Genomic DNA, 20,394 nt, shown 5'->3' with positions numbered 1-20,394 from the left:
TGTAATCCATTGCGCAGGATTGCTCCATCACCGACACCTGCCGGCCCTGCGGCTGCAAGCGGGCGAACTTACCAGATCAATTCGGCCTGCGCTACTCCCGGATGTCGAGGCCCCGGCGGGTGGCGCTTGCAGAAGTCTGGCAAGTCATGTCATCCAGTGATGAAGACCTGATCAATCTCTGATTTTAGTCAATCCTGGAACGTACGCTCATATCGTTACAGTCCAGCGTTCTTGAGGCTGTGACCGCGACGGGTTCTCGCTCGTTCCGGCAGATGGGTAGAATCGTCTCTTTTTCCCCGTTGAAGGAAAACCAATGGCTCAGTCCTACAGTGCGCGCAGTCGTGCGATCGAACCGTTCCATGTGATGGCGCTGCTGGCGCGGGCCAACGAATTGCAGGCCGAAGGGCACGACGTGATCCACCTGGAAATCGGCGAGCCGGACTTCACCACGGCCGAGCCGATCATCCGTGCCGGGCAAGCGGCGCTGACAGCGGGCAAGACCCGCTACACCGCAGCGCGAGGCATCCCCGAGTTGCGCGAAGCGATCGCCGGTTTCTATCAAACACGTTACGGCCTGAACATTGATCCGCGACGGATCCTGATCACTCCCGGTGGCTCCGGCGCCCTGTTGCTGGCCAGCGCCTTGCTGGTGGACCCCGGCAAACACTGGCTGCTGGCCGATCCCGGTTACCCGTGCAACCGGCATTTCCTGCGTCTGGTCGAAGGCGCGGCGCAGCTGGTTCCGGTCGGGCCGGACGTGCGTTATCAACTGACCCCGGATCTGGTGGCGCGGCATTGGGACCACGACAGCGTCGGAGCCTTGGTGGCCTCGCCGGCCAATCCGACCGGGACGATCCTGACCCGTGATGAGCTGGCCGGGTTATCCACAGCCATCAAGGCGCGGCAGGGGCATCTGGTGGTGGACGAGATTTATCACGGCCTGACCTACGGCACCGACACGGCGAGCGTGCTGGAAGTCGATGACAGCGCGTTTGTTCTCAACAGTTTCTCCAAATATTTCGGCATGACCGGTTGGCGCCTCGGCTGGCTGGTAGCGCCTGACGCTGCCGTCGGCGAACTGGAAAAACTCGCGCAGAACCTCTACATCAGCGCCCCGAGCATGGCGCAGCACGCCGCTTTGGCTTGTTTCGAGTCAGACACCATCGCCATCCTCGAAGAGCGCCGCGCTGAATTCGGCCGTCGTCGCGACTTTCTCCTGCCGGCGTTGCGCGAGTTGGGTTTCAACATCGCTGTCGAGCCGGAAGGGGCTTTCTACTTGTACGCGGATATCAGCCAGTTCGGCGGTGATGCCTTCGCGTTCTGCCGACATTTCCTCGAAACCGAGCACGTTGCCTTTACCCCGGGGCTGGATTTCGGGCGTTATCAGGCCGGTCACCATGTGCGTTTTGCCTACACGCAAAACCTCCCTCGCTTACAGGAAGCGGTGGAACGGATCGCCCGTGGCTTGAAGAGCTGGCAAGGCTGATGCGCTTTTATCCGGCCCTGGAAGAGGCGCGGCTGATTCGCCGCTACAAACGTTTTCTCGCTGATGTTGAAACGCTCAACGGCGAACTGATGACTCTGCATTGCCCGAATACTGGCTCGATGCTCAATTGCCAGGTCGAGGGCGGGCAGGTGTGGTTCAGCCGCTCCAACGACCCCAAGCGCAAGCTGCCCGGGACCTGGGAGATCGGTGAAACCCCGCAGGGCCGGTTGTTCTGTGTGAACACCGGGCGCGCCAATGCTCTGGTCGAAGAAGCGTTGCAGGCTGGGGTTATCAGCGAGTTGAACGGCTTCACGGCGCTTAAACGAGAAGTGGCGTACGGCCAGGAAAAGAGTCGCATCGACTTTCGCCTCGAATACCCGAGTGGCCCCGCCTATGTGGAAGTGAAAAGCGTCACCCTGGGGTTCGACGGGACGAATGTCGCGGCGTTTCCCGACGCAGTCACGCAGCGTGGCGCCAAGCATCTGCGGGAGCTGGCGCATCTGGCCCGTGACGGCATTCGTGCGGTGCAGTTGTATTGCGTCAATCTCAGCGGGATCGACGCGGTGCGTCCGGCGGAGGAAATCGATTCGGCCTACGCGGATGCGCTGCGCGAGGCAGTGATGTGCGGGGTCGAGGTGTTGGCCTATGGCGTACGGTTAAACCATGAAGAAATGGTAATCGACCGGCGACTGGATGTTTTGCTCAACGGTTAAATATCTATCCACAGCCCTTGGGTATCTTCGCGGCAAGGGATGGCGGTCAGGGATTGCCCGGCGCAGGGGCCGGCGACGCATTCGCCGTCCTCGATCAGAAACAGTGCGCCGTGGGTGGCGCACTGGATCAGGCTGTTGCTGGAGTCGAGAAACTGGTCGGGCTGCCACTCCAGTCCGACGCCGCGGTGCGGGCAACGGTTGAGGTAGACATAAGCCTTGCCCTCGCGGCGCACGGCAAACAGTTTGTTTCCGTTGATGTCGAACCCACGGCTGCCGGCCTCGGCCAGATCGGCCCCCGCACACAAAAACTTCATGGCTATCCTCAAGTGTCGGCTCGTTTTAGGAAATGTCGGAGCTTGACGTTTAAATGCAAACAATTATCAAATGGCCGCCTTCACCCACGACGCGCAACCATCGCCAAGGATACTTGGCCTGCTGTTCCGCTGCCCGGGAAAACTGTTCAAGGAAAGCTGCGTATGCGCCTGAGTACCCACGTTGTTGTGCTGTGTGTCGGACTGGTCGCCAGCCTGCAGGCACTAGCGGCCGATTTGCCACAACGTTGGGTCAGTGCCGGTGGCGCGCTGTCGGAGTGGGTGAGTGCGCTGGGCGGCCAATCGAAACTGGTCGGCGTCGACACCACCAGCCAGCATCCTGAGGCGCTGAAGACACTGCCGAGCATCGGCTATCAGCGCAGCCTGTCGGCAGAAGGCATTCTCAGCCTGCGCCCGGACATTCTCATCGGCACCGAAGAAATGGGGCCGCCGCCGGTCATTGCCCAAGTGAAGAGCGCCAAGGTGCGGGTTGAACTGTTCTCGGCGCAGCCGGATCTGCCGACGCTGGAGGAAAACGTCACGCATCTGGGGCAGTTGCTGGGTGCGCAAGCGCAGGCGACTCAGTTGCTGGAGAGTTATCGACAGCAACTCGCGGTGCAGAAATCCCGGGTCGCCAAGTTGCAGACTGAGCATAAAGCCCCCGGCGTGCTGGTGCTGATCGGGCATGCCGGCGGCAAACCGTTGATCGCCGGTAAAGACACTGCTGCCGACTGGCTATTGCAACAGGCGGGCGGGCATAACCTGGCGACGCATACCGGTTACAAACCGTTCTCTGTGGAATCGCTGGCCGGTCTCGATCCGCAGGTGCTGGTGTTCGCCGATCGCGCGCTGAGCGGTGCGGCCGCGAAAGCGGCGCTGTTCAAGGAAAACCCGATTCTCCAATCAAGTCGCGCGGCCAAGGCCGGACGGGTGCTGGAGCTGGATCCGACGCTGCTGGTCGGTGGGCTCGGGCCACGTTTGCCGGCGGCGTTGCAGCGTCTGTCTGACGGTTTCTACCCGACCAAGGGCCATCCATGACTCCATTGGTCAAACCCCGCAGCCTGTTCATCGGCCTGACACTGTTGTGTCTGCTGGCCATCTGGCTGTCATTGGCGCTGGGTCCGGTCAGTCTGCCGCTGTTGGATATCTTGCGTGCTGCGTTACGCATGCTCGGCGTGCCGCTGGCGCCGGACGGTCTGGAGCAGGCTGAACTGATCCTCGGGCAAATTCGCTTGCCACGCACCTTGCTCGGGTTAGCGGTGGGTGGTGTGCTGGCGCTGTCCGGTGTGGCGATGCAGGGCTTGTTTCGCAATCCGTTGGCCGATCCCGGGTTGGTCGGGGTGTCCAGTGGCGCGGCGCTGGGCGCAGCAGTGGCGATTGTCGGTGGTGCTTTTTTTGGCGGTTTGCCGGAGTGGTTCGGGCCGTATCTGTTGTCGGCGTGTGCGTTTCTCGGTGGGCTCGGGGTGACCGCGCTGGTCTATCGGCTCGGGCGGCGTAACGGTCAGACCAACGTCGCGACCATGCTGCTGGCGGGGATTGCCTTGACGGCGCTGGCAAGCTCGGCGGTGGGACTGTTCACTTATCTGGCGGATGACGCGACCCTGCGCACGCTGACGTTCTGGAACCTGGGCAGCCTCAATGGCGCCAGTTATGCGCGGCTCTGGCCCTTGCTGATCATCAGCACCGGTGTGGCATTGTGGTTGCCGCGTCGCGCCAAGGCCCTGAATGCCTTGTTGCTCGGGGAGTCGGAGGCGGGGCACCTGGGGATCGATGTCGAGCGGCTCAAGCGCGAATTGGTGTTTTGCACCGCGCTGGGGGTTGGTGCGGCCGTCGCGGCTGCGGGGATGATTGGTTTCGTCGGGCTGGTGGTGCCGCATCTGGTGCGTTTATTGGCTGGACCGGATCATCGGGTGCTGTTGCCGGCGTCGCTGTTGGCCGGGGCCAGCCTGCTGTTGCTGGCGGATCTGGTGGCGCGGCTGGCGCTGGCGCCGGCGGAGTTGCCGATCGGTATTGTCACTGCGTTTATCGGTGCGCCGTTCTTCCTTTATCTGCTGTTGCGAGGGCGTGCCTGATGCTGTGTGCGCACAACCTGCATATCCGTCGTGGGCGCAAGACGGTGCTCAGCGAGGTCAGCCTGCAACTTGAACCGGGTGAGGTGCTGGGTGTGCTCGGGCCGAACGGTGCCGGTAAAAGCACGCTGCTCGGCGCCCTGTGCGGCGAACTGACGGCCAGTGAAGGCGAGGTTTCGCTTGAGGGCCAGGCCTTGAGTCACTGGACGGGCACCCAGCGCGCGCAGCGTCTGGCGGTGCTGCCGCAGGTGTCGACGCTGGACTTTGCCTTTCGCGTCGAGGAGGTGGTTGGCATGGGCCGCCTGCCTTATCAGAGCGGTCGGGTGCGCGATGACGAGATTGTCGCGGCAGCACTGGAGGCGGCGGATGCCGGGCATCTGAGCGGTCGCAGTTATCTGGCATTGTCGGGCGGCGAGCGTCAGCGCGTGCATCTGGCGCGGGTGTTGGCGCAACTGTGGCCGGGGCAGGCCGGGCAAAGCTTGTTGCTGGACGAGCCGACTTCGATGCTCGATCCGCTGCATCAGCATACGACGCTGCAGGCGGTACGCGAATTTGCCGATCGTGGCGCGGCAGTGCTGGTCATCCTGCATGATCTGAATCTGGCGGCGCGCTATTGTGATCGTGTGTTGTTGCTCGAAGGCGGGCGCCCGGTGGCGTTGGATACGCCGCAGCAGGTATTGCGACCGGATACGCTCAAAGCCGTTTTCGGTCTCGAGGTATTGGTGCAGCCGCACCCGGAACGTGGGCATCCGCTGATCATCGCCCGCTGATTTTTCATCGAGGTGATGGCATGCGCGGGATGTGGCTATTGATCGTGTTGCTGCTGGCGGGGTGTCAGCATGTTGCCGCGCCGCCCCCGCCGATCAGCGGCGAGATTCGCGATCTGCACAGCGGCGAGTTACTGACAGCAGAGGAACTGCTGACGCGTTTGGCCAAGCCGCAACAGCTGATCATCGGTGAACAACATGACAACGCTGATCACCACACTGTGCAGTTGTGGCTGTTGCAGACGCTCGGTGAGCAGCGGCCCCAAGGCAGTTTGCTGCTGGAAATGCTCACGCCTGATCAACAGCCGAAAGTTGATCAAGTTCGTCACGCGGCCACGGCGCCCACTGATCTTCCCGGCGCATTGGCCTGGGAGGACGGTTGGGATTGGAATCTCTATGGGCCGATCGTTCGGTTCGCCCTCACGCAACCCTATCCGTTGTTGGCGGCCAATCTGGATAACCGCGAAATCCGCGCCTTCTATCGTCAGCCGCCAGACCTGAGCGGTGCTCTCAGCAATGCGGCTTCGGTGAAGACCACGCTGCTTGAGCAGATCAGCGAATCACACTGCGGCTTGCTGCCAAAATCACAAATGCCGGCGATGCTTGCCGTCCAGCAGCAGCGCGATCGACGCATGGCCGAACGCTTGCTCGCGGCGCCCACGCCAGCCGTACTGTTGGCAGGGGCCTGGCATGCGCGCAAGGATGTTGGCGTGCCGCTGCATGTTGTGGATCTGGGCGCAGCCCGGGCGCCGACGGTGCTGCTGTTGGCTGAGCAGGGGGCTGAGGTCAGCGAGGCGATGGCCGATTACGTCTGGTACACCCCCGCGACACCCAAGCAGGATTACTGCGCTCAGATGCGCAAACAGTTCGGCCAATGACTTTTCCACAGGCAAAAAAAGACCCGGTAAAAACCGGGTCAAATAACCGTGATTAGCCTGATGAGGAGATAATCTGAGAGTCCGAACCAAGGGCTTTTCAGAATATCGACTGATCTCGCGACCAGTTGTGATAATCATAGCGATTCTCATTAACGAGTCAACCTCTGTTTCTCGATTTGCTTGATTTAGTCGTTTAAATAGCCGGAATGCCCCGGAAACACGGGACTTAACGCTGACCTTTGAGTGTGCTCATCCGGGTGATCTGCTGGTTGAGCTGGCCGATGCGCCGGGCCATGCTCTCAATCAGGCTGTGAGCGATTTTCGGATTGTTGCGGGTCATGTTCAGAAACTGATCGCCGGGGATCAGCATCACGGTGCTCGGCTCGCGAGCGATGACCGTGGCATTGCGCGGTTCACCGGTGAACACTGCCATGGCGCCGAAAATCTCGTCCTTTGGCACTTCACCGACCTTGTGCCCGTCAACAAACGCTTCGGCATGCCCCTCGATGAGCACAAAGACGTGATCGGCAACATCGCCCTGCTGGATCAACACTTCACCGCTCTCGACCCGCTTGAAGCCATTGGTGCTGCGAAACTCCCGGGGTTTCAGTTCGGCCACCGCATGGGCCAGCATCGCCATCTGCCCCAGTAGGTACTCCAGCAATTGCTCGGCCCGCTCAGGCTCGGCAAACACGTGTTGAATCAGTTCAGTGCGTCGATACGGCAGCAACCGCAATGGTCCGTCACTGCACAGGCGGCAGTCAGACCAGGCCTGGCCCTGTTGTAGACCGATCAAGTCGCCTTCCTGCCAATAAACGATCGCGCGCCCGCCAATGCAGCCGTTGATCACGCCTTCTGTCAGCAGAAACAGTTGATCGCCGGGTAATTGTCGCTGCAGATCGTCAGAGGTTTCCGGCTCCAGCGTCGGCCCGCACGGCGCAAGCCCTTCGAGCCAGCGTGCAGGCAAGCTCTGCAAACGATTGATCAGTGCATCGACTGATACCGACTGTTCCCCAAGCAGGTACATGGCAGTCAGGCCTGTTCAGTTCTTGTGACGCGAAGAAATGGCATCGAGCTGCTTGTTCAAAGCGTCTTTGCGTTCGGCAGGGATGTCGTTCCAGTGCACATCCATCAACGCCCCTTCGATCGCATACAGCAACACCTTTGATGCGCGAAACCCGCGGGTACGCACGGCCCGATAGGCATCCACCGCCCCCAGGCGACGCAAGTCCGAGGCGCTGTGGATGCCCACGGCATGCAGCCATTGCGCCGACGTCTTGCCAAGATTCTTCAGGTGTTGCAGTTCATCATTCATCAAGCCTCCTTGCGACGGCCGAATGGTGCGTGGGCGATCTTCTCAGGAGTGTAGCCATCAGTAGGAAAAGCGTGGTTGTTTGGTCGGATTCAACGCAAACGCTTCTAAGAAAGGGAGCTTGAAAGGCCTGCGAACGCAAAAAGAAGGGAGAAAACACACATCAATGTATGAGTGAGCCCGCTCGCGAAAGCGGTTTAGAGCTCAAATTTATGGTGACTGACACTACGTCTTCGCGAGCAGGCTCGCTCCTACAGGGTGGAGGCGTTGTGTCAGGGGAAAATGGGTGTATCAGCGGGTGCGATAACGCAAGCGCGTACCAAAATTCATCGACATCAGGATTTCGTCGGCACTCAGTTCCGGCGGAAAGTACGCCCCGGAAATCTGTGCGTGGGCCAGGCTTGCGCCTTCGAGCGATGAATTGCGGAAATCGATACCGCGCAAATCGGCGGAACGGAAGTACGCGTCCCTGAAATCCACGCCATCGGCGTTCAGTTCACGCAGATCGAGGCCACGGAAATCGCCGCCGACCATGTCGATCGGCCCGTCCTTCGGGCGTTCTTTGTTGAAGCCTGCGATGTCGTCTTTGTGCAGCAAGGCATAAAGCGGGGTGTCGAGAAGTTTCGGCTGGCTCATGTCACATCACCTGTTGGTTTTATGACGCCAGTATAGTGCCACTATTTGGCGGCCGTGAAGCCAGCGAGGACTTCACGACCGAAATAGTTTCTTACAGGCCCGGCAGACGCTGGCGGATTTGCGCCACGACGGTGTCCAGGGTCCCGCTTTCATTGGTTTGCACGCGCTTGCTGCGCAGGATCTCTTCCGGCGTCAGTGCTTCGCGACTGGCCTGTTGCGACTCGATCACGGCCAACGTGGCGTCGGACGGATCTTTCTTGTCCGCCTGACGAATCGCCAGCCAGCTCTCGATCACCGCTTGCGGCGCGTTGCAGTCGAGGATCAGGAACGGCGTGCCGGTGGCTTCGGCGATTTTTGCCGCGCTGTCGCGTTGTTCGCGCTTGAGGTAAGTCGCGTCGATCACCACCGGGAAACCGGCATGCAGGATAACTTCAGCGATTTCATGCAGGCGGGCGTAGGTGGCAGCGCTGGCATCGGCACTGTAAATACCGGCCTGCACGTCGTTGGCCACGGTTTGCTCGCCGAACAGGCGCTTGCGCTCGACGTCGGAACGCAGGCGAATCGCGCCCAGTGCTTCGACCAGACGCATCGCCACGTGGCTCTTGCCGACTGCCGATACGCCGTGGGTAATGGCCATGAAGCGCGAAGGAATGGTGCTGTAGCTTTCCGCCAGGTTGGCGTAGTTGCGGTACTGGCGCAGGGTGGTGGCGCGCTGCACCGGCGTGGCGTCCGCCGGCATGCTGAACAGAGCAACCTTGGCACGAACCAGCGCGCGGTAGGCTTTGTAGAAGTTCAGCACTTCCAGGCCCTGATAGTCGCCGGTCAGCTCCAGGTACTGGCTGATGAAGCGACGGGCCAGGGATTTCAGGCCACGGTCTTCCAGGTCCATCGCCAGGAAACCGGTGTCGGCCCAGACGTCGGTGAAGCGGAACGGTTCGTTGAACTCGATGCAGTCGAAGATCACCACTTTGCCGTCGATGACGGTGGCGTTGCCCAAGTGGATGTCACCGTGGCATTCGCGGGTGAAACCCTCGGCCTTGCGCTGGGCGAACAGTGGCTTGAGGCGTTCGAAGCTGCTTTCGGCCCAGGCTTTCAGCGCTTCGAGTTGCAGCAGATCGTTTTTGTCGCTGAGGAACGGCAGGATCTGTTCGAAGTTTTGCGAGACCGGGGCCATCACGCTGTCCGGCGTGCCGGCGTCGTGTTCGGCCGGGACTTTCGGCGCGCTGAGGTGGAAGTGAGCAATTTGCTCGGCCATTTCATCGATGTGCCGAGTGGTCAGTTCGCCATTGGCTTGCAAGGTGCTGAGCAGGCCGGTCTGCGGGAACTGACGCATCTTCAGCACGTATTCGATCACCGGGCCGTCGCCGCCCAGTTGTGGCGTTTCGACGCTGCCGGTGACCGGCAACACGTCCAGATACAAATCATCGGTCAGGCGCTGGTTCAGGCGCAGTTCTTCAGCGCAGAAGTGCTCGCGCGATTCGAGGCTGGTGAAGTCGAGGAAGCCGAAATTCACCGGTTTCTTCACTTTATAGGCAAAGGGGCCAGTGAGGATCACCCACGAGATGTGGGTTTCGATGACCTGGAACCCTTCGACGGGGTGCGGGTAGAGGGCCGGGTTTTGCAGGGCAGCGATCAGGGACTGGCTCACGGGCGATCCTTCAGAGACTGGGACATTCGAGGTCGCCATTATGGCCGCTCGCCAGCCTGACGCAAACCTCGGAGCGCTCCTGTTGAGTATGAATAAAGTGCGTATAATCCGCCGCCATGACTCGAACTCGATCCCCCCGTACCAAGAAAAAACCACCTGCCAAGGGCTTGAGCCCATGGTTGGGCTGGGCCATTAAACTCAGTCTGGTCGGCCTTGTGGTGCTGGCCGGCTTCGCCGTTTACCTCGATGCCGTGGTGCAGGAGAAGTTCTCCGGCAAGCGCTGGACTATTCCGGCCAAGGTATACGCGCGTCCGCTTGAGCTGTTCGTCGGACAAAAGCTCAGCAAGGACGATTTCCTGACCGAACTCGATGCCCTCGGCTATCGCCGCGAAGCCGTGAGCAATGGCCCCGGCGCTGCGGCGGTCAGCGGCAATACCGTCGACCTGAACACCCGCGGTTTCCAGTTCTATGAAGGCCTGGAAAAAGCCCAGCCGGTGCGCGTGCGCTTCTCGGGTGACTATGTGGCCGAGCTCTCGGGGCTCAATGGTTCGAAATTGTCCGTGGTGCGGCTGGAGCCGCTGATGATCGGCGGCATTTACCCGAAAAACCTTGAAGACCGCATTCTGATCAAGCTCGATCAGGTGCCGCCGTACCTGCTTGAAACCCTGGTCGCGGTTGAAGATCGCGACTATTACAGCCACTGGGGCGTGTCGCCGAAATCGATTGCCCGGGCCATCTGGGTCAACACCTCTGGCGGCAAGATGACCCAGGGCGGCAGTACGCTGACCCAGCAACTGGTCAAGAACTTCTACCTCACCAACGAACGCAGCCTGAGCCGCAAGCTCACCGAAGCGATGATGGCGATGCTGCTGGAGCTGCATTACGACAAGAAGGAAATTCTTGAGGCGTACCTCAACGAAGTCTTTGTCGGGCAAGACGGTCAGCGCGCAGTGCACGGCTTCGGTCTGGCCAGTCAGTTCTTCTTCGGCCAGCCATTGTCCGAGCTGAAGCTGCATCAGGTCGCGCTGCTGGTCGGCATGGTCAAGGGCCCGTCCTACTACAACCCGCGTCGCAACCCGGAACGTGCGCTGGAGCGCCGTAATCTGGTGCTCGACGTGCTTGAACAGCAAGGCGTGGCGACTGCCGAACAGGTCGAAGCGGCGAAGAAAATGCCGCTGGGTGTGACGACGCGCGGCAAGCTCGCCGACAGCTCGTTCCCGGGCTTCATCGATCTGGTCAAACGCCAATTGCGCGAAGACTATCGCGACGAAGACTTGACCGAAGAAGGCCTGCGGATCTTCACCAGTTTCGACCCGATTCTGCAGATGAAGGCCGAAGCGTCGGTCAACGACACCTTCAAGCGGCTGGCCGGACGCAAGGGCTCTGATGACGTGGAAGCGGCGATGGTTGTGACCAACCCGGAAACCGGCGAAGTCCAGGCGATGATCGGTAGCCGTCAGGCCAGTTACGCCGGTTTCAACCGGGCGCTGGACGCCGTGCGGCCGATCGGCTCCCTGGTCAAGCCCGCGGTGTATCTGACCGCGCTGGAGAAACCGAGCCACTACACGCTGACCAGTTGGCTGTCGGATGATCCGTTGTCGATCAAAGGCGCTGATGGCCAGGTGTGGAAGCCGCAGAACTATGATCGACGCTCCCACGGCACGGTGTTCCTCTATCAAGGGCTGGCGCACTCCTACAACTTGTCGACCTCGCGTCTGGGCCTGGAAGTCGGTGTGCCGAATGTGCTCAAGACCCTTGCGCGTCTGGGTGTGACCCGTGAATTCCCGGCCTTCCCGTCGATGTTGCTGGGTGCTGGCGGCATGACCCCGATCGAAGTGGCGACCATGTACCAGACCCTCGCCAACGGCGGTTTCAATACGCCGATGCGCGGGATTCGCAGCGTACTGACTGCCGAGGGCGAGCCGCTCAAGCGTTATCCGTTCCAGATCGAGCAGCGTTTCGATCCGGCGTCCATCTACCTGATCCAGAACGCCATGCAGCGGGTGATGCGTGAAGGTACCGGCAGCTCGGTCTATAACGTGCTGCCCAAAACCCTGACGCTGGCCGGCAAGACCGGTACCAGTAACGATTCGCGCGACAGCTGGTTCGCCGGTTTCAGTCAGGATCTGCTGGCGGTGGTCTGGCTCGGACGTGACGACAACGGCAAGACCCCGTTTACCGGGGCGACCGGTGCGCTGCAGGTCTGGACCAGTTTCATGCGCAAGGCCGACCCGCTGCCGCTGGACATGCCGCAGCCGGACAACATCGTTCAGGCGTGGGTCGATTCGCGTACCGGACAAGGCTCTGACGCCAACTGTCCGGGGGCAGTGCAGATGCCGTATATTCGCGGCAGCGAACCGCCACCCGGCGCCGCGTGTGCAAGCGAGACGCCTGCTTCGCCGGAGTCGGTGATGGATTGGGTCAAGGGCTGGATGAATTAAGCAAAGAGGGTTTCAAGTGAACAAGTGGTTGATTCCAGCGGTGACCGCCGTGGCTTTGCTCAGCGGCTGCTCTACCGTACAGCGTGGTTCGATCCCGGTGGTGGACTCCGGCACGACGGTGTCCAATAGCGAGCGCCTGTCGGCCAACGGCGGTTTCCGCAAAACGACAGTCAAACGCCCGGTGCAGGGCCAGGCGCAATCCCAGGCCATCCCGCAAGGCGATACCGGCGTAGTGGTGATGGTGCCAGGTGGCGGTGCCACGACATCGGCGCCGATCAGCACGTCGCCGATCGTTCCGGGCCCGGCTTCCGGCGGTATCACCCCGGGGCCGTACAACCCGTCGTCGGTCGAGTCGGCGCCGATCAACTCTGGTAGCTACAGCATGCCGTCGACGCCAAGCGGCATTCCTTCGGCCAGCAACAGCGGCGGCGGTCTGTCGGCGGACGAGCAACTGGATGGTCCGGTGCTCGCCTTGCTGACCACCGCGCAGCAGCAACAGGCTGGCGGCGATCTCAATGGTGCGTCCTCCAGCCTGGAGCGTGCCCAGCGCGTCGCGCCGCGTGAGCCGCAAGTGCTTTATCGTCTGGCGCAAGTGCGTATGGCGCAAGGTGATGCGCCGCAGGCCGAGCAGTTTGCCCGTCGCGCGCTGACCATGGCCAACGGCCGCCCGGATCTGCAAGCCAATCTGTGGGAAATCATCGCGCAGTCCCGTGAGAAGCAGGGCGATTCCGCCGGTGCAGCGCTGGCCCGTCAGAAGGCCAAGGTTTCGCTCTGATGGATACTCGCTTCCCGAAAATCGCCGACCAGTTACTGCTGATCGAGCGCGAACTGCGCACGCAGGGATGGTGGGATGAGGTTCAGCCGTCGGTCGAAGCCCTGAGCAGTGTCGAACCGTTTTCGGTCGACACGCTGGATTTCGAGCAATGGCTGCAATGGATCTTCCTGCCGCGAATGAAGATGATCCTCGAACAGGACCTGCCGCTGCCCAATGCCTCGGGCATTCAGGAAATGGCTGAGATGGTCTTCGCCCAGCGCAATCTGCAGGGCAAGGATCGACAGCTGCAGGTGCTGCTCAAAGAGTTCGACCTGCTGATCACCGCCTCTCGCTAGCGCCGATCCCCTGTAGGAGCTGCCGCAGGCTGCGATCTTTTGATCTTGCTTTAAAAACAGAATCAAAAGATCGCAGCCTGCGGCAGCTCCTACACGTCGCTATTCGCAGTTCTGCGCGATCTGTTTCTGTGCTTCGACAATGCGCTCCTGCCGTTGTGCATCGTCGAGGCGCCGCGTTTCTCCCTCCACTTCCTCCCTCAAGCGCGGATTGTTCTGCAGTTGCGCCAGGTTCGTCCGTGCCTGTTCGCAAAACGCCTTGAGCTGCACCTGCTGCTCGGTTACCTGTTTCTTGACCTTGTCGTCGATAGCTTTCTGATCGCCCAGCGCGCCGCTGCCAGGCATTACTGCAGGTTTCGGCGGGGGCGAGGAGGGCGTTTGCACAGTGGTGGCCGGCTGACCTTGTGGAGGCTGCGCATCGAAGTGCGTGACGCCTTGGGCATCGACCCATTTGTAGATTTGAGCGGCCGAGCACCAGGGGCTGAGGCCGATCAGCAGAGTTAACAGAAGCGTTCGCATGCTGATTCCTTGGCAAAATTGCGCAATTGACGCTAACAGAGTAGCGGTTTTCAGGTTTTTTCTTGCGTTCTCATGTGCTTACCCACAATTAAACACATTGACGGCTTGACTTGGAGAGGGCGAAACAGAAGAATCCAAAGTCCGCTGTAGAGGGACTGCCAGAAGCAGACCCACTCGGTAGATCATGAGGCGCATATCCGCGTCGACCTGTTACACCCGCAACGCGTTACCTCGCGCTGGGTGGGAAAGGCCCGCAACACTTGGGACGATCCCAATACTTGCTCAGTCAGTGCTGACGTAGTCGGCGACCACCGTCGCTCATGCTCTGCCGAGAAGTAAACCTATTAAGACCCGCCCCTTTTTTGTGGACGGTATTCTGGCGTTTTAGAGGTGAACAACGTGGAGCTTTTATCTGGCGGTGAGATGCTCGTCCGCTTCTTGCGTGACGAAGGCGTCAAATATATCTACGGGTACCCGGGTGGTGCTCTCCTGCATGTTTACGATGCCCTGTTCAAAGAACCGGAAGTGACCCACATCCTGGTTCGTCACGAACAAGCGGCTACCCATATGGCTGACGGCTACGCCCGTGCCACCGGTAAAGCCGGCGTGGTATTGGTGACTTCCGGTCCAGGCGCCACAAACGCCATCACCGGTATCGCCACCGCCTATATGGATTCGATTCCAATGGTGATCATTTCCGGTCAGGTGCCAAGCACCATGGTCGGCACCGACGCGTTCCAGGAAACCGACATGATCGGTATCTCCCGGCCGATCGTGAAGCACAGCTTCATGATCAAGCACGCCTCGGAAATCCCGGAAGTCATGAAGAAGGCGTTCTACCTGGCGCAATCCGGTCGTCCGGGCCCGGTCGTGGTCGATATCCCGAAAGACATGACCAACCCGGCCGAGAAGTTCGAATACATCTTCCCGAAAAAAGCCAAGCTGCGTTCCTACAGTCCGGCCGTTCGTGGTCACTCCGGGCAAATCCGCAAGGCGGCAGAAATGCTCCTGGCGGCCAAGCGCCCTGTGCTCTATTCCGGTGGTGGCGTGATTCTGGGCAACGGCTCCGCGCCGCTGACCGAACTGGCGAAAATGCTCAACCTGCCAGTGACCAACACCTTGATGGGCCTGGGCGGTTTCCCAGGCACTGACCGTCAGTTCATAGGCATGCTCGGCATGCACGGCAGCTACACCGCCAACCTGGCGATGCACCATGCCGATGTGATCCTGGCCGTTGGCGCACGTTTCGATGACCGGGTGATCAACGGCGCGGCGAAGTTCTGCCCGAACGCCAAGATCATTCACATCGACATCGACCCGGCTTCGATCTCCAAGACCATCAAGGCCGACGTGCCAATCGTTGGTCCGGTGGAGAGCGTCCTGACCGAAATGGTCGCGATCCTCAAGGAAATCGGCGAGACCCCGAACAAGGAGTCCGTCGCCAGCTGGTGGAAGCAAGTCGACGAATGGCGTGGTGATCGCGGCCTGTTCCCTTATGAAAAGGGCGACGGCAGCCTGATCAAGCCACAGACCGTGATCGAGACCCTGTGCGAAGTGACCAAGGGCGATGCCTTCATCACTTCCGACGTGGGCCAGCACCAGATGTTCGCTGCGCAGTACTACAAGTTTAACAAGCCGAACCGCTGGATCAACTCCGGTGGTCTGGGCACCATGGGCTTCGGTTTCCCGGCGGCCATGGGCATCAAGTTGAGCTTCCCGGATGACGACGTTGCCTGCGTCACCGGCGAAGGCAGCATCCAGATGAACATCCAGGAGCTGTCGACCTGCCTGCAATATGGCTTGCCGGTGAAAATCGTCATCCTGAACAACGGCGTTCTGGGGATGGTTCGTCAGTGGCAGGACATGAGCTACGGTAGCCGTCACTCGCACTCTTATATGGAGTCGCTGCCTGACTTCGTCAAACTGGCTGAAGCCTACGGTCACGTTGGCGTGCGCATCACCGATTCGAAAGATTTGAAGTCGAAGATGGAAGAAGCGTTCGCCATGAAAGATCGTCTGGTGGTGATCGATATTTCGGTCGATACCAGCGAGCACGTCTATCCGATGCAGATCAAAGACGGCTCGATGCGCGATATGTGGCTGAGCAAGACGGAGCGTACTTAATCATGCGGCACATTATTTCCCTGCTTCTGGAAAACGAACCCGGCGCTTTGTCTCGCGTAGTCGGCCTGTTCTCGCAGCGTAACTACAACATCGAAAGCCTGACCGTGGCGCCGACCGAAGACCCGACTCTGTCGCGTCTGACGCTGACCACTGTCGGCCATGATGAAATCATCGAGCAGATCACCAAAAACCTGAACAAGCTGATCGAAGTGGTCAAGCTGGTGGACCTGTCGGAAAGCGCTCATATCGAGCGCGAGCTGATGCTGGTCAAGGTCAAGGCCACTGGCGCCCAGCGCGCCGAGATCAAACGCACCACCGATATTTACCGTGGACAGATCGTCGATGTCAGCGCCAGCGTGTATACCGTTCAACTGACCGGTACCAGCGACAAGCTCGACAGCTTCATTCAGTCCATCGGCACCGCATCGATTCTGGAAACCGTCCGTAGCGGCGTGACCGGCATTGCCCGCGGCGACAAAGTACTCAGCATCTAAACCAAATTAGCGAATGGCCTGAACGGCCTGGATATATAGGGGAAATTCATGAAAGTTTTCTACGATAAAGACTGCGACCTGTCGATCATCCAGGGCAAGAAAGTTGCCATCATCGGTTACGGTTCCCAGGGCCACGCCCAGGCATGCAACCTGAAAGACTCCGGTGTCGACGTTACCGTCGGTCTGCGTAAAGGTTCGGCCACTGTTGCCAAAGCCGAAGCTCACGGCCTGAAAGTGACCGACGTTGCTTCCGCTGTTGCTGCTGCCGACCTGGTCATGATCCTGACCCCGGACGAGTTCCAGTCCTCGCTGTACAAGAACGAAATCGAGCCGAACATCAAGAAAGGCGCCACCCTGGCCTTCTCCCACGGCTTCGCGATTCACTACAACCAGGTTGTTCCGCGTGCCGACCTCGACGTGATCATGATCGCGCCGAAAGCCCCGGGCCACACCGTGCGTTCCGAGTTCGTGAAGGGCGGCGGTATCCCTGACCTGATCGCGATCTACCAGGACGCTTCGGGCAACGCCAAAAACGTAGCCCTGTCCTACGCTGCTGGCGTGGGTGGCGGTCGTACCGGCATCATCGAAACCACCTTCAAGGACGAGACCGAAACCGACCTGTTCGGCGAACAAGCCGTACTGTGCGGCGGTACCGTTGAGCTGGTAAAAGCCGGTTTCGAAACCCTGGTTGAAGCTGGCTACGCGCCGGAAATGGCCTACTTCGAGTGCCTGCACGAACTGAAACTGATCGTTGACCTCATGTACGAAGGCGGTATCGCCAACATGAACTACTCGATCTCCAACAACGCTGAATACGGCGAGTACGTGACCGGTCCGGAAGTGATCAACGCCGAATCCCGTCAGGCCATGCGCAATGCCCTGAAACGTATTCAGGACGGCGAGTACGCCAAAATGTTCATCAGCGAGGGCGCAACCGGCTACCCTTCGATGACCGCCAAGCGTCGTAACAACGCCGCTCACGGTATCGAAATCATCGGCGAGCAACTGCGCTCCATGATGCCGTGGATCGGTGCCAACAAGATCGTCGACAAAGCCAAAAACTAAGTCGTCGTCCCTTGTATGAAAAAACGCGGCCTCGGCCGCGTTTTTTCGTTTGAACCGGAGGTTCTGGTATAAAGCTGCAGCGTTTGTGGCCGAACCGTCGTCCCAGACACCTGTCGAAACTTTCCAAATACGTTGCAAGGTAATGTCCATGAGCGAACGTCCCGAAGAGCCGAACCAGGCTTCTGACGCCGAAAGCCTGCTGCCCATCGATGAACACATCGAAGAAGGGCACGACGCAGAAGGTCGTAAAGTCCGGCATCGTGGTATCTATCTGCTGCCGAACCTGTTCACCACTGCGAACCTGTTTGCAGGGTTTTACTCCATCATCAACTCGATGAGTGCCCAGGCTGCCTTGAGCGCCGGGGACTCTGCGAACGCGAGCAAGTATTTCGCCTTCGCCGCGATCGCGATCTTCGTCGCCATGGTGCTCGACGGCCTCGATGGCCGCGTGGCGCGCATGACCAATACGCAAAGCGCGTTCGGTGCCGAGTATGACTCGCTGTCCGACATGGTTGCCTTTGGTGTGGCGCCGGCGCTGCTGGCCTTCGGCTGGGCGCTGGGCGACATGGGCAAGGTCGGCTGGATGGTCGCTTTCATCTATGTCGCCGGTGCCGCGTTGCGTCTGGCGCGTTTCAATACCCAGGTCGGTACGGCAGACAAACGCTACTTCATCGGTCTGGCCAGTCCGGCGGCTGCCGGTGTGGTGGCGGGGATCGTCTGGGCGTTCAGTGATTACGGGATCCAGGGTTCGAAGATGTCGTTCCTGGTCGCCTTGATGGTGGCGGCTGCCGGCATGCTGATGGTCAGCAATATCAAGTACAACAGCTTCAAGGAGCTGGATTTGAAGGGCCGTGTGCCGTTCGTGGCGATCCTTGCGGTGGTGCTGGTGTTCGCCGTGGTCTTCAGTGATCCACCGCGGATTCTGCTGCTGGTGTTCCTCGCTTACGCCGCTTCCGGCCCGGTGCAATACCTGTTGCGTCTTCGTCGTCACAAAAACGCCGAGTGATGTAATTTCCCGCATACTCCGCAGTCTATGGGTGCATCTGTCCTCCAAAGCTGCGGAGTTGCCATGCTGATCAAAATCCCCAAAGCGTCCGACTGCCATGAGTCGGATGTCACGCCTGAATCCATTTATCTTTCTCGTCGACAGCTGCTCGGAGCCACCGCGGCAGGCATCGCCGTGAGCAGCTTGCCACGTTGGGCTGTCGCAGAAGAAGCGGCGCGCTATGCCGATGTCGAGCCGGGCAAGGCGCCCGCCTGGTTTGCCGATAAGCTCCCGTCTACTAAATGGGGCGCGGTCAACGTCAAGGATGAGGCCATCACGCCTTATAAAGACGCGACCCACTACAACAACTTCTATGAGTTCGGTACCGACAAGGGCGATCCAGCGGCGAATGCTGGCTCGCTGAAAACTGAACCGTGGAGCGTGGTCGTGGATGGCGAGGTGGGGAAGCCCGTGCGCTATGCGCTGGAAGACTTCATGAAACCTTACCAGTTGGAGGAGCGCATCTATCGCCTTCGCTGCGTTGAAGCCTGGTCGATGGTTATCCCGTGGATCGGTTTTCCGATCTCTGCACTGCTCAAGCAGGTCGAACCGACCTCTAACGCCAAGTACATTCGGTTTGAAACCTTGCAGGATTCTAAAAGCATGCCCGGACAGCGCTCGGGTTTCGCCCTGATCGACTGGCCTTATGTAGAAGGCTTGCGTCTGGATGAGGCAATGAACCCGTTGGCGATTCTGGCGGTTGGCATGTATGGCCGTGAACTGCCGAATCAGAACGGCGCGCCGCTACGCTTGGTGGTGCCGTGGAAGTATGGCTTCAAAAGCGTCAAATCCATTGTGCGTATCAGTCTGGTCAGCGAGCAGCCGAAAACTACCTGGCAGAGCATTGCGGCAGATGAATACGGCTTCTATGCCAACGTTAACCCTGCCGTGGATCACCCGCGCTGGACTCAGGCGCGGGAGCGACGGTTGCCCAACAGTCTGTTCAAACCGAACGTGCGTGATACGCAGATGTTCAACGGGTACGCCGATGAAGTCGCTTCTCTCTATGCAGGGCTCGATCTGCGGAAGAACTACTGATGCGATATCCGTACTGGCGTGTAGGCGTTTTCATTGCTGTGGCGATATGGCCATTGCTTTGGTTTTATCAGGCGTTTGCGGATTTGCTCGGTCCGGATCCTGGCAAAGTGCTGGTTGATCGGCTGGGGCTGGGAACGTTGGTGTTGCTGTTGATCACATTATCCATGACGCCCTTGCAGAAATTGACCGGGTGGGCGGGGTGGATTGCTGTGCGTCGTCAATTGGGGCTGTGGTGTTTTGCGTATGTGGTGTTGCACTTGTGCAGCTATATGGCATTCATTCTGGGTTTCGACTGGTCTCAGTTGGGCGTGGAGTTGCGTAAGCGGCCGTACATTATTGTCGGTGCGCTGGGTTTTCTCGGATTGTTGGCGTTGGCGATCACGTCCAATCGCTACAGTCAGCGTCGTCTGGGTACGCGCTGGAAGAAACTGCATCGGTTGGTGTACGTGATTCTGGGGCTGGGATTGCTGCATATGCTGTGGATTGTGCGGGCAGACCTTAAAGAGTGGGCGATCTATGCCTTTATAGGTACCGTGCTTTTACTGCTGCGTGTGCCTGCGATTGCTCGTCGAATCCCGCGTTTAGTGGCTAAAAAGCAGGTTTTGCAATAAAACTGAAATTAACGGTTGACGGCAGATTCTGGAGGTCTATAATTCGCCCCACTTCCGGCGCAGTCGAAACGGAAAACTCCTTGAGATTCAATGAGTTATACGATTTTCGACAGTGACTTGCTTCAGTTCA

21 protein-coding genes are annotated in these 20,394 nt (G+C 59.7%); 15 read left to right on the top strand and 6 right to left on the bottom strand.

What is annotated here, in order from left to right; all coding sequences use genetic code 11:
* Positions 1–313 precede the first annotated feature (313 nt).
* Positions 314–1,486, top strand: coding sequence for a pyridoxal phosphate-dependent aminotransferase (locus tag KKQ10_RS20465; RefSeq protein ID WP_215502129.1), 1,173 nt, complete (start codon positions 314–316; stop codon positions 1,484–1,486).
* Positions 1,486–2,199 (top strand): DNA/RNA nuclease SfsA, encoded by a 714-nt coding sequence (sfsA, locus tag KKQ10_RS20460; RefSeq protein WP_127651984.1) that lies wholly within the window; start codon positions 1,486–1,488, stop codon positions 2,197–2,199. The genes KKQ10_RS20465 and sfsA overlap by 1 nt, the downstream gene beginning before the upstream one ends.
* Here sfsA and KKQ10_RS20455 read toward each other — a convergent pair.
* Entirely contained in the window at positions 2,196–2,513 is a 318-nt protein-coding gene (locus KKQ10_RS20455; protein WP_215502128.1) for a Rieske (2Fe-2S) protein, read from the bottom strand. The genes sfsA and KKQ10_RS20455 overlap by 4 nt on opposite strands.
* 162 nt (positions 2,514–2,675) lie before the next feature.
* Here KKQ10_RS20455 and KKQ10_RS20450 point away from each other — a divergent pair, with 162 nt between their 5' ends.
* The 4 genes from KKQ10_RS20450 to KKQ10_RS20435 are packed head-to-tail and all read left to right on the top strand — an operon-like array spanning position 2,676 to position 6,224.
* Entirely contained in the window at positions 2,676–3,548 is an 873-nt protein-coding gene (locus KKQ10_RS20450; protein ID WP_215502127.1) for a heme/hemin ABC transporter substrate-binding protein, read from the top strand.
* A 50-nt stretch (positions 3,549–3,598) separates the two neighbouring features.
* Positions 3,599–4,582 (top strand): FecCD family ABC transporter permease, encoded by a 984-nt coding sequence (locus tag KKQ10_RS20445; protein ID WP_215502263.1) that lies wholly within the window; start codon positions 3,599–3,601, stop codon positions 4,580–4,582.
* Positions 4,582–5,349, top strand: coding sequence for a heme ABC transporter ATP-binding protein (locus KKQ10_RS20440; RefSeq protein WP_215502126.1), 768 nt, complete (start codon positions 4,582–4,584; stop codon positions 5,347–5,349). Before KKQ10_RS20445 ends, KKQ10_RS20440 begins: the two co-directional genes overlap by 1 nt.
* Before the next feature lie 20 nt (positions 5,350–5,369).
* Positions 5,370–6,224 carry a ChaN family lipoprotein gene (locus KKQ10_RS20435; RefSeq protein ID WP_215502125.1) on the top strand — a complete coding sequence of 285 codons (855 nt, stop codon included), beginning with the start codon at positions 5,370–5,372 and terminating at the stop codon, positions 6,222–6,224.
* 226 nt (positions 6,225–6,450) lie between these two features.
* Here the strand turns inward: KKQ10_RS20435 and KKQ10_RS20430 are convergent, their stop codons facing one another.
* The 4 genes from KKQ10_RS20430 to KKQ10_RS20415 all read right to left on the bottom strand — a co-directional run bounded on the left by KKQ10_RS20430 (position 6,451) and on the right by KKQ10_RS20415 (position 9,820).
* Positions 6,451–7,251 carry a Crp/Fnr family transcriptional regulator gene (locus KKQ10_RS20430; protein WP_215502124.1) on the bottom strand — a complete coding sequence of 267 codons (801 nt, stop codon included), beginning with the start codon at positions 7,249–7,251 and terminating at the stop codon, positions 6,451–6,453.
* Positions 7,252–7,266: 15 nt separating this feature from the next.
* Positions 7,267–7,539, bottom strand: a complete 273-nt coding sequence (locus KKQ10_RS20425) for a TfoX/Sxy family protein (RefSeq protein ID WP_064392505.1) — start codon at positions 7,537–7,539, stop codon at positions 7,267–7,269.
* 288 nt (positions 7,540–7,827) lie between these two features.
* Positions 7,828–8,172, bottom strand: coding sequence for a pentapeptide repeat-containing protein (locus tag KKQ10_RS20420; protein WP_064589208.1), 345 nt, complete (start codon positions 8,170–8,172; stop codon positions 7,828–7,830).
* Between the two features lie 91 nt (positions 8,173–8,263).
* Positions 8,264–9,820 carry a bifunctional aminoglycoside phosphotransferase/ATP-binding protein gene (locus KKQ10_RS20415; RefSeq protein WP_215502123.1) on the bottom strand — a complete coding sequence of 519 codons (1,557 nt, stop codon included), beginning with the start codon at positions 9,818–9,820 and terminating at the stop codon, positions 8,264–8,266.
* A gap of 116 nt (positions 9,821–9,936) precedes the next feature.
* Here KKQ10_RS20415 and mrcB point away from each other — a divergent pair, with 116 nt between their 5' ends.
* The 3 genes from mrcB to KKQ10_RS20400 are packed head-to-tail and all read left to right on the top strand — an operon-like array spanning position 9,937 to position 13,371.
* Complete coding sequence (gene mrcB / locus KKQ10_RS20410; protein WP_127651992.1) at positions 9,937–12,261, top strand: penicillin-binding protein 1B; 2,325 nt, start codon at positions 9,937–9,939, stop codon at positions 12,259–12,261.
* Positions 12,262–12,277: 16 nt separating this feature from the next.
* Positions 12,278–13,036 (top strand): tetratricopeptide repeat protein, encoded by a 759-nt coding sequence (locus KKQ10_RS20405; protein WP_127651993.1) that lies wholly within the window; start codon positions 12,278–12,280, stop codon positions 13,034–13,036.
* Positions 13,036–13,371, top strand: coding sequence for a YqcC family protein (locus KKQ10_RS20400; RefSeq protein WP_215502122.1), 336 nt, complete (start codon positions 13,036–13,038; stop codon positions 13,369–13,371). Before KKQ10_RS20405 ends, KKQ10_RS20400 begins: the two co-directional genes overlap by 1 nt.
* Positions 13,372–13,470: 99 nt before the next feature.
* Here the strand turns inward: KKQ10_RS20400 and KKQ10_RS20395 are convergent, their stop codons facing one another.
* Positions 13,471–13,887, bottom strand: coding sequence for a DUF4124 domain-containing protein (locus KKQ10_RS20395; RefSeq protein WP_215502121.1), 417 nt, complete (start codon positions 13,885–13,887; stop codon positions 13,471–13,473).
* Positions 13,888–14,286: 399 nt separating this feature from the next.
* On the opposite strand from KKQ10_RS20395, the gene KKQ10_RS20390 reads away from it, so the two are divergent.
* The 6 genes from KKQ10_RS20390 to msrQ all read left to right on the top strand — a co-directional run bounded on the left by KKQ10_RS20390 (position 14,287) and on the right by msrQ (position 20,264).
* Positions 14,287–16,011 carry an acetolactate synthase 3 large subunit gene (locus KKQ10_RS20390; protein WP_098968456.1) on the top strand — a complete coding sequence of 575 codons (1,725 nt, stop codon included), beginning with the start codon at positions 14,287–14,289 and terminating at the stop codon, positions 16,009–16,011.
* A 2-nt stretch (positions 16,012–16,013) separates the two neighbouring features.
* Complete coding sequence (ilvN, locus tag KKQ10_RS20385) at positions 16,014–16,505, top strand: acetolactate synthase small subunit (RefSeq protein WP_003205610.1); 492 nt, start codon at positions 16,014–16,016, stop codon at positions 16,503–16,505.
* Positions 16,506–16,553: 48 nt separating this feature from the next.
* On the top strand, positions 16,554–17,570 hold the full coding sequence (gene ilvC, locus KKQ10_RS20380) for a ketol-acid reductoisomerase (protein ID WP_003228216.1): 1,017 nt from the start codon (positions 16,554–16,556) through the stop codon (positions 17,568–17,570).
* A 148-nt stretch (positions 17,571–17,718) separates the two neighbouring features.
* Positions 17,719–18,576 (top strand): CDP-diacylglycerol--serine O-phosphatidyltransferase, encoded by an 858-nt coding sequence (gene pssA, locus KKQ10_RS20375; RefSeq protein ID WP_127651995.1) that lies wholly within the window; start codon positions 17,719–17,721, stop codon positions 18,574–18,576.
* 63 nt (positions 18,577–18,639) lie between these two features.
* The gene (gene msrP, locus KKQ10_RS20370) at positions 18,640–19,653 is read left to right on the top strand and encodes a protein-methionine-sulfoxide reductase catalytic subunit MsrP (RefSeq protein WP_215502120.1); all 1,014 of its coding nucleotides are present in this window, start codon (positions 18,640–18,642) and stop codon (positions 19,651–19,653) included.
* Entirely contained in the window at positions 19,653–20,264 is a 612-nt protein-coding gene (gene msrQ / locus KKQ10_RS20365) for a protein-methionine-sulfoxide reductase heme-binding subunit MsrQ (RefSeq protein ID WP_215502119.1), read from the top strand. Before msrP ends, msrQ begins: the two co-directional genes overlap by 1 nt.
* Positions 20,265–20,394 lie beyond the last annotated feature (130 nt).

The sequence above is a fragment of the Pseudomonas sp. MG-9 genome (assembly GCF_018729515.1).
GTDB lineage: Bacteria > Pseudomonadota > Gammaproteobacteria > Pseudomonadales > Pseudomonadaceae > Aquipseudomonas > Aquipseudomonas serboccidentalis.
The sequence above is the reverse complement of the archived record's forward strand: the minus strand, read 5'-3'. Positions and strand labels throughout refer to the sequence as shown.

Bases quoted from the DNA above. Each gene is read 5' to 3' on its own strand.
- KKQ10_RS20465 (WP_215502129.1), top strand. From the start codon at position 314: ATGGCTCAGTCCTACAGTGCGCGCAGTCGTGCGATCGAACCGTTCCAT.
- sfsA (WP_127651984.1), top strand. From the start codon at position 1,486: ATGCGCTTTTATCCGGCCCTGGAAGAGGCGCGGCTGATTCGCCGCTAC.
- KKQ10_RS20455 (WP_215502128.1), bottom strand. From the start codon at position 2,513: ATGAAGTTTTTGTGTGCGGGGGCCGATCTGGCCGAGGCCGGCAGCCGT.
- KKQ10_RS20450 (WP_215502127.1), top strand. From the start codon at position 2,676: ATGCGCCTGAGTACCCACGTTGTTGTGCTGTGTGTCGGACTGGTCGCC.
- KKQ10_RS20440 (WP_215502126.1), top strand. From the start codon at position 4,582: ATGCTGTGTGCGCACAACCTGCATATCCGTCGTGGGCGCAAGACGGTG.
- KKQ10_RS20435 (WP_215502125.1), top strand. From the start codon at position 5,370: ATGCGCGGGATGTGGCTATTGATCGTGTTGCTGCTGGCGGGGTGTCAG.
- KKQ10_RS20430 (WP_215502124.1), bottom strand. From the start codon at position 7,251: ATGTACCTGCTTGGGGAACAGTCGGTATCAGTCGATGCACTGATCAAT.
- KKQ10_RS20425 (WP_064392505.1), bottom strand. From the start codon at position 7,539: ATGAATGATGAACTGCAACACCTGAAGAATCTTGGCAAGACGTCGGCG.
- KKQ10_RS20420 (WP_064589208.1), bottom strand. From the start codon at position 8,172: ATGAGCCAGCCGAAACTTCTCGACACCCCGCTTTATGCCTTGCTGCAC.
- mrcB (WP_127651992.1), top strand. From the start codon at position 9,937: ATGACTCGAACTCGATCCCCCCGTACCAAGAAAAAACCACCTGCCAAG.
- KKQ10_RS20400 (WP_215502122.1), top strand. From the start codon at position 13,036: ATGGATACTCGCTTCCCGAAAATCGCCGACCAGTTACTGCTGATCGAG.
- KKQ10_RS20395 (WP_215502121.1), bottom strand. From the start codon at position 13,887: ATGCGAACGCTTCTGTTAACTCTGCTGATCGGCCTCAGCCCCTGGTGC.
- ilvN (WP_003205610.1), top strand. From the start codon at position 16,014: ATGCGGCACATTATTTCCCTGCTTCTGGAAAACGAACCCGGCGCTTTG.
- ilvC (WP_003228216.1), top strand. From the start codon at position 16,554: ATGAAAGTTTTCTACGATAAAGACTGCGACCTGTCGATCATCCAGGGC.
- pssA (WP_127651995.1), top strand. From the start codon at position 17,719: ATGAGCGAACGTCCCGAAGAGCCGAACCAGGCTTCTGACGCCGAAAGC.
- msrP (WP_215502120.1), top strand. From the start codon at position 18,640: ATGCTGATCAAAATCCCCAAAGCGTCCGACTGCCATGAGTCGGATGTC.
- msrQ (WP_215502119.1), top strand. From the start codon at position 19,653: ATGCGATATCCGTACTGGCGTGTAGGCGTTTTCATTGCTGTGGCGATA.